Below are 6234 nucleotides of genomic sequence, written 5' to 3'. Positions count from 1 at the left end.
TGGTGGCGAGCCCGGACGGACACCGACCCACCCTCCGAGCTCCAAGCCCTGATCGACGCGGTCACCACCGGACACGGCATTGACCTCTACCGCCGGATTCAACGAACTACCGGTAAGCGCCGTTGCAGTATTAGCGGCCGAACAGAGACTTCAACCGTTCGGGGACGCGCTCACCCTGGATCTGGATTTGGGCCGCGGCCGCCTCGATGCGCTGCAGGTCGCCGAACGTCAATTCGACATCGAGCGCTCCCAGGTTCTCTTCCAAGCGATGCAGTTTGGTTGTGCCGGGGATCGGCACGAACCACGGCTTCTGCGCCAGCACCCAGGCGAGAGCGATCTGGGCTGGTGTGGCTCCCTTGTCGTCGGCGATCTGCTGCAGCAAGTCGATCAGTGTTTGATTGGCCTGCCGTGCTTCAGGAGTGAAGCGCGGCAGCATGCGGCGGAGGTCGTTGTCGGCCAGCGATGTACGGGAGTCGATTGTGCCGGTCAGATAGCCCTTGCCCAGCGGGCTGTATGGCACTAGACCGATGCCCAGCTTCTCCAAGGTCGGAATGATCTCGGCTTCGTGGTCTCGCGTCCAGAGCGAGTATTCACTTTGCAGTGCCGTCACAGGCTGCACGCGGTGGGCTCGGCTAATCGTCGTCGCACCGGCCTCCGATAGACCGAAGTGCTTGACCTTACCTTCGGTGATCAGCTCCTTGACCGTGCCTGCTACGTCTTCGATGGGCACGTCGGGATCGACGCGGTGTTGGTAAAGAAGGTCAATGCAATCCGTTTGCAGACGCTGGAGCGAGGCCTCGGCCACTCGACGGATCTGCTCGGGTCGGCTATCGAGCCCCGACGCCGGGGTCGGCCCGTGCTCTCCGTGCTTGAGACCGAACTTGGTGGCAATCACCACCTGGTCGCGGACCGGCGCCAGCGCCTGACCGACCAGCTCTTCATTGGTAAAAGGGCCATAGACTTCGGCGGTGTCGAAGAAAGTCACGCCGCGGTCAACCGCGGCCCGCAGCAGCCTCGTCATCTCGGCTGGGTTCGGGGGCGGACCGTAGAAAAAGCTCATGCCCATGCAACCGAGTCCCAGGGCTGAAACTTCGAGGTGCTGTCCAAGTTTGCGTTTGTGCACTGGAGAATGCTCCTTCGGTACAGGTCGTCCGACCCATTGCTCCCGCTGTTCAGCCGGAGCCGGTCACAGCAGGTTAGGCCCGCCTTGCGGGCGGCGGGGAGGCCCTCCTGGTACAGGTACTGTCGATGCCACCCTTGTCCGGCGGGCTGACACTCTGTCCACGTGGAATTCTTCGTGCCTGAGCTCGCGAATCGCCACGAAAGTGATGGAGCCACTTGTCGGGTCGGCATCAAGGGTGACAATGAATCGATGCGATCGGCGACGCGATCGCGGGGTCGGCCCCTCTACGCGGGCCTTTTCCCGCTACGACGCTGGGCGCATGCCGCGTGTGAGGGGGTGCGTAGCCGTCGGGGTACCAGCAGAACCTCCCTTCGCCTGCGGACAGGGCCTAGGGTGAAGGGGTGGCCACGATCGATCTACGTACTGAGATCAAGGAATTCCTGAGCTCGCGTCGCGCGCGGATCGCGCCCGAGCGGGCCGGACTGCCCGCCTACGGCGGCAACCGCCGGGTCAAAGGTCTGCGTCGCGAAGAGGTAGCTCTACTAGCAGGGGTATCGGTCGACTACTACGTGCGTATGGAGCGCGGCAGCCTCACCGGCGCCTCCGACGGGGTGCTCGACGCGTTGGCCTCCGCCTTGCAACTTGACGAGGCCGAGCGCGATCACCTATTCCACCTTGCGCGGCAGTCCAGGGCGCCCAGCGGTCCACGCCGCCGGCGACCCGCCGTGACGTTGCGTCCGGCGCTTCAGCAGGTGCTCGACGCCATCACCGATGCGCCGGCTTGGATTTGCAACGGCCGTTATGACGTGCTGGCCATGAATCAACTTGCCCGCGCGCTGTATTCACCGGTGCTGGCCGACACGCGACGGCCGGCGAACACCGCGCGGTTCGTGTATCTAGATCCCGAAGCGGCAAAAACGTTCTTCGTCGACTATGACCGAATCGCCTGCGATGTGGCCGCGAAGCTACGCATGGAAGCCGGCCGCAACCCGCACGACGAGGAGCTGATCGCCCTAGTCGGTGAATTATCAACACGCAGTGAACTATTTCGGCAGCGGTGGGCATCTCAGGACGTTCGGCTCCACCGGTCCGGAAGCAAGCGTGTGCACCATCCGGTAGCGGGCCAGCTCGACCTGGACGTCGAGTCGATGGAGATGCCTGCCGAACCCGGCCTGCTCCTGAACGTCTACACCGCGCCCGCCGGCACGGCGACCGCGGACGGTCTAGCCCTATTGGCGTCGTGGGCGGCTAGCCAGGAGAGGCTAGCGACCGAGATTCAAGCACTCAGCTGATATTCCAACCTTTTCAGTCCGTCTGAGTCAGCGCTGAACGATCGGCGAGAGCGTCGGGCCCACGTTGGGAATGCCTTTCGAGTGATCGTAAGTTGACTTGGGCACCCGCAGTTGGGGCGCAGGCAAACCCAGTCGGGGTCGCCGTAGTACTCGCCGAAAATCGGGCGGATATGGCTGAGTAGGCTTCTGAGCTGTGGATATGCGGGTCCTCGTCAGACCGCCTCGGGACCGGCCGAGGGCCGGGTCGCGGAGCCCCCTTTTCGGGCTCCGGCCACGTGCCGGTGGGCGCGGACGATCGTGGAATCGACCGACATCAGCCACTCGACGTCGCCCGTGGCGTCCGCCTTCGCCTGTGCGGCCCGCAGCATCCGGTCGAACCTCCCGTCCGCCGCCCACCTGCGGAAACGCGTATGCGGCGTGGCCCACGGCCCGTAACGGTCGGGCACATCCCGCCAGGCCGTCCCAGTCCGGAACTTCCACACGATCCCGTTCAGGACCCTGCGGTCGTCCAGCCGCTTCCGCCCCCGCAACGACTCGGGCAGCAGTAGCCGGACGAACTCCCACTCGGCATCGGACAGTTCATGGCGACGTATCACCACACCATGATCCACCAACGATGACCATTTGAAGCCACTGAGGTTTTTCCAACCTCAGGTTGAGGCGTGGCGAAGGGCGGGGATGGTCTTCACGATGGCGGTGACTCGGTTGGTGCTGCAGCGGGGTTTCCGCGGGAGGCGCCAGCCCTTCAGGGCGGCCATGGCTTGCTCGCCGAGGCAACGGATTCCGGCGTGGGTGCTGTTGTGCCGACGTTGCCGCAGGTTGAGACGTCGGCCGCGGGAGGGCGCCCGGGTGGTGCGGCCGGCGCCTTGATATGCCTTGTCCGCCCAGCACTTTACCTCCGCGTCGCGGGGGGGGGCGTGGTCGCCGGCAGCATCCATGTCGTGGCGAGCGCCCGGGATGGTGGGTGAGGCTGCCAGCAGCCGACCTGCCGTGTCGGCGATGGCCTGCCACGCCGAGCCGGGTTCGTCGGACATGGTGGCGCCGGCCCGGCTGAGAGCTACCGGGGAGCTGCGCACCGGCCGGTGATCGTTCGGTGCGGGCCCGGTCTACCGGTTCGCGGCTTCGCGAGAGGCGATCCGGTTCGTGCGACCGACCGTGCGGCCCACGGCGTTGCGTACCGCGAGGCCCGGCCGGGTGCGGGGCACCATGAGCCTGGAGAGCAGACCGACGCGTCGCTGCCGCGGGCCTACCTCACGGCGGAGCCGCGACTCGTAGGCGGCGAAGGCGCGGGCGTGATCACCGGGATGGGCGGCGAGCTCTTCTGCGAGGGCGTACGCGCCCGCCATCGCCATGCTGGACCCGTCGCCCAGCAGGGCTGTCGCCGCCGCCGCGTCCCCGAGCAGTACGACCCGTCCGCGGGACCACGAGGGCATCCGGACGGTGGTCAGGGGGTCGAAGAACGGAGCCGGGTGGTCGAGGAACGCCGCCACGAGTTCCGGTGCCCGCCACCGCACGTCGGCGTAGGCGTCGGCCACGGTCTGCTTGTGAAGGGCGGTGTTCTTGCGGTCGTGGGGCGCTGGTTGTGCGGCCCGGAAGGTGAAGATCGCGAGCGGAGTGGTCCGCGAGGGGTGGAGGACCAGCATCCGGTTCGGCGCGGTCAGCATCGTCATCTCGGTCGGGTCCTCGATGGCGTCGGGTTCCAGCGGGACGGTCGCGCCGTACAGGCCCAGGTCGCTCGCGAACTGCCGCTCGGGTCCGAATACCAGGCGCCGTACGGTGGAGTGCATCCCGTCGGCACCGACTATCAAGTCGAAGCGCCGTGGCGCGGACCGCCGGAAGGTGACGTCCACCCCGCCTTCATCCTGGTCGAGAGCGGTGACCGTGTCGTCGAACAAGAACTCGGACTCGGTCTGCGCCGACCGGTGGAGCACCTCGGACAGGTCGGCTCGGGTCACCTCGACCGTCGGAGCCTTGTCCGAGGTGAGCGGGAGTTGCAGGATCCGCCTGCCGCCGGGGTCGAGCAGGGTCAGTGACCGATTGCGGGTGGCGAGCCCGCGGAGCTGCGGAAGGATGCCCATGCGGTCGGCGACCGGGATCGCGGGCCCCTTCACGACGATCGCGCTGCCACCGGAGCGCAGCTGCCGGGCGTGTTCGATGACCGTCGGCCGGTATCCATTGTGGGAGAGCCAGTATGCGAGTGCGGGCCCTGCGATTCCGGCACCGACTATCAGCACCTCGGGCTTCTTCATGACGATGACCTCGCGGAGTGTCGATGACCAGGTTCCCGGCGAGTGCCGGGCCGGGTCTCAGGGGGTGGCGGCACCGGGCAGTGCGACCGGGCCAAGGTACGATCATTTTCGTACCTCAGTGGAGCACGTCCTTGAGGTACGATGCAAGTCGTACCTGAAGGGAGTGCCGCGTGGCCGGGATGAACCTGGTCGGCCCCGAGGCCGACGCGCTCGATCTGGGTGCGGTATTCCGCGCCCTCGCCGACGAGCACCGTCGTTCGGTGATGACGGAGTTGGCCGCCGACCGCAGCGACAGCGAGCGGGGCTGCAACTCGTTCAATCTTCCGATCTCGAAGCAGACCCAGACCCACCACTTCCGGGTCCTGCGCGAGGCAGGTCTCATTGACGAGATCGACTACGGCAACCGCAAAGGCATCCGACTACGACGCGCGGACATCGAGAAGAGATTCCCCGGGCTGCTCACGCTCCTGGGAGCAGAGTCCCCAGGCGGTACTGCTCCTCGCTGAGCACAGCTGAGCACAGCTGAGCACAGCTGAACACACCGGAAGGAGTCCGAGTCGGCCCTGAGCCGCGAGCTCGACCGGATCCAGCTCGCGCCCGGCTCGCAGGTAGCCGAGCACGACGCGGACACGAATGGATCGGTGTCGCTTCGACCACCGTCCCGCGCTCGTGATCGGTGCCGAGCTCTTCCGCACGCTCCCTCACGCCAACACCCACTGAGGTTTCCTCAACCTGCGTGCGGAGCAGGGCCACTGGGGGTGAGGGCGGGGTCCGGGCGTGGAGAAGCTCCTGTTAGACGGGTGCGTGTCGAGTCCGAGCCGTCCTGCCAGGCGCTTTCCGCATGCTTGTCTACCCAGCCAGGGTCGATCTGTCCACCTCCGCTCTGCGCTTCCTCGCCCGTGAGTTGACCGCACGTCGTCTTGCGCAAGGGACACGATGGCGCCGACTGGCCGCCGGACGGCAGGCGCTGCTCGTGCTGGCTCATCTACGATGCGGCCATACCTACGCCCAGCTCGCCGCCGGATTCGGTGTGGGCACCACCACCGCCTACCGGTACATCGCCGAGGCCGTCGACATCCTGGCCGCTCTGGCTCCAACCCTCGCCGAGGCGGTGAGGACAGCCTCCGGCAAGGCGTTCGTGATCCTGGACGGCACGTTGCCGCCGATCGACCGGATCGCCGCCGACCGACCCTTCTACTCCGGGAAACATAAGAAGCACGGCATGAACGTGCAGGTGATCGCCGACCCGGCGGGACGGTTGCTGTGGGCCTCGCCCGCGTTGCCGGGATCTGTCCACGACATCAAGGCCGCGCGAACCCACGGCATCATCGGTGCCCTGGCGGGCGCAAACTGCGATGCTCTACCAGCCGTATCACCAGCCTCGTCCAGGCCGTCCTCACGCTGCACCTGACATGCTCAAACTGAGGTTGGAAAGGCTCACTGCCTAGGGGGTGTCCGACGGATCTTGGCGCCTGCGGCGGGCTGCTCCCCTCCCCGCCCCTTCCCGACACCTGACGATATGCGGCTCCGCCGCGTGGGGGGCTCCGCCCCAGACCCCGGGGTCCAGGGG

The 6234-nt window shown here is 66.7% G+C and carries 6 protein-coding genes and 1 pseudogene; 3 read left to right on the top strand and 4 right to left on the bottom strand.

Going from position 1 to position 6234, the window contains the following annotated elements; genetic code table 11:
* Nucleotides 1-130: 130 nt before the first annotated feature.
* Complete coding sequence (locus tag ACFXB5_RS51905; RefSeq protein ID WP_385222677.1) at nucleotides 131-1123, bottom strand: aldo/keto reductase; 993 nt, start codon at nucleotides 1121-1123, stop codon at nucleotides 131-133.
* 401 nt (nucleotides 1124-1524) lie between these two features.
* Between ACFXB5_RS51905 and ACFXB5_RS51900 the strand changes: the two genes are divergently transcribed.
* A complete protein-coding gene (locus ACFXB5_RS51900) occupies nucleotides 1525-2415 on the top strand; it encodes a helix-turn-helix transcriptional regulator (protein WP_385222674.1) in 891 nt (296 codons plus the stop codon).
* A gap of 212 nt (nucleotides 2416-2627) precedes the next feature.
* On the opposite strand, the gene ACFXB5_RS51895 is transcribed toward ACFXB5_RS51900, so the two are convergent.
* From ACFXB5_RS51895 to ACFXB5_RS51885, 3 genes are all read right to left on the bottom strand, one after another.
* Complete coding sequence (locus tag ACFXB5_RS51895) at nucleotides 2628-3014, bottom strand: IS5 family transposase (protein ID WP_385222672.1); 387 nt, start codon at nucleotides 3012-3014, stop codon at nucleotides 2628-2630.
* A gap of 51 nt (nucleotides 3015-3065) precedes the next feature.
* Nucleotides 3066-3449 carry a transposase family protein gene (locus ACFXB5_RS51890; protein WP_385222669.1) on the bottom strand — a complete coding sequence of 128 codons (384 nt, stop codon included), beginning with the start codon at nucleotides 3447-3449 and terminating at the stop codon, nucleotides 3066-3068.
* A 72-nt stretch (nucleotides 3450-3521) separates the two neighbouring features.
* A complete protein-coding gene (locus ACFXB5_RS51885; protein WP_385222667.1) occupies nucleotides 3522-4664 on the bottom strand; it encodes an FAD-dependent monooxygenase in 1143 nt (380 codons plus the stop codon).
* A gap of 170 nt (nucleotides 4665-4834) precedes the next feature.
* Between ACFXB5_RS51885 and ACFXB5_RS51880 the strand changes: the two genes are divergently transcribed.
* Both ACFXB5_RS51880 and ACFXB5_RS51875 read left to right on the top strand, forming a co-directional pair.
* Nucleotides 4835-5170 carry a helix-turn-helix transcriptional regulator gene (locus ACFXB5_RS51880; RefSeq protein ID WP_014059368.1) on the top strand — a complete coding sequence of 112 codons (336 nt, stop codon included), beginning with the start codon at nucleotides 4835-4837 and terminating at the stop codon, nucleotides 5168-5170.
* 335 nt (nucleotides 5171-5505) lie between these two features.
* Nucleotides 5506-6089: pseudogene (locus ACFXB5_RS51875) on the top strand (transposase family protein).
* Nucleotides 6090-6234 lie beyond the last annotated feature (145 nt).

Source organism: Streptomyces sp. NPDC059455 (assembly GCF_042750115.1).
Classification (GTDB): domain Bacteria; phylum Actinomycetota; class Actinomycetes; order Streptomycetales; family Streptomycetaceae; genus Streptomyces; species Streptomyces endocoffeicus.
The sequence above is the reverse complement of the archived record's forward strand: the minus strand, read 5'-3'. Positions and strand labels throughout refer to the sequence as shown.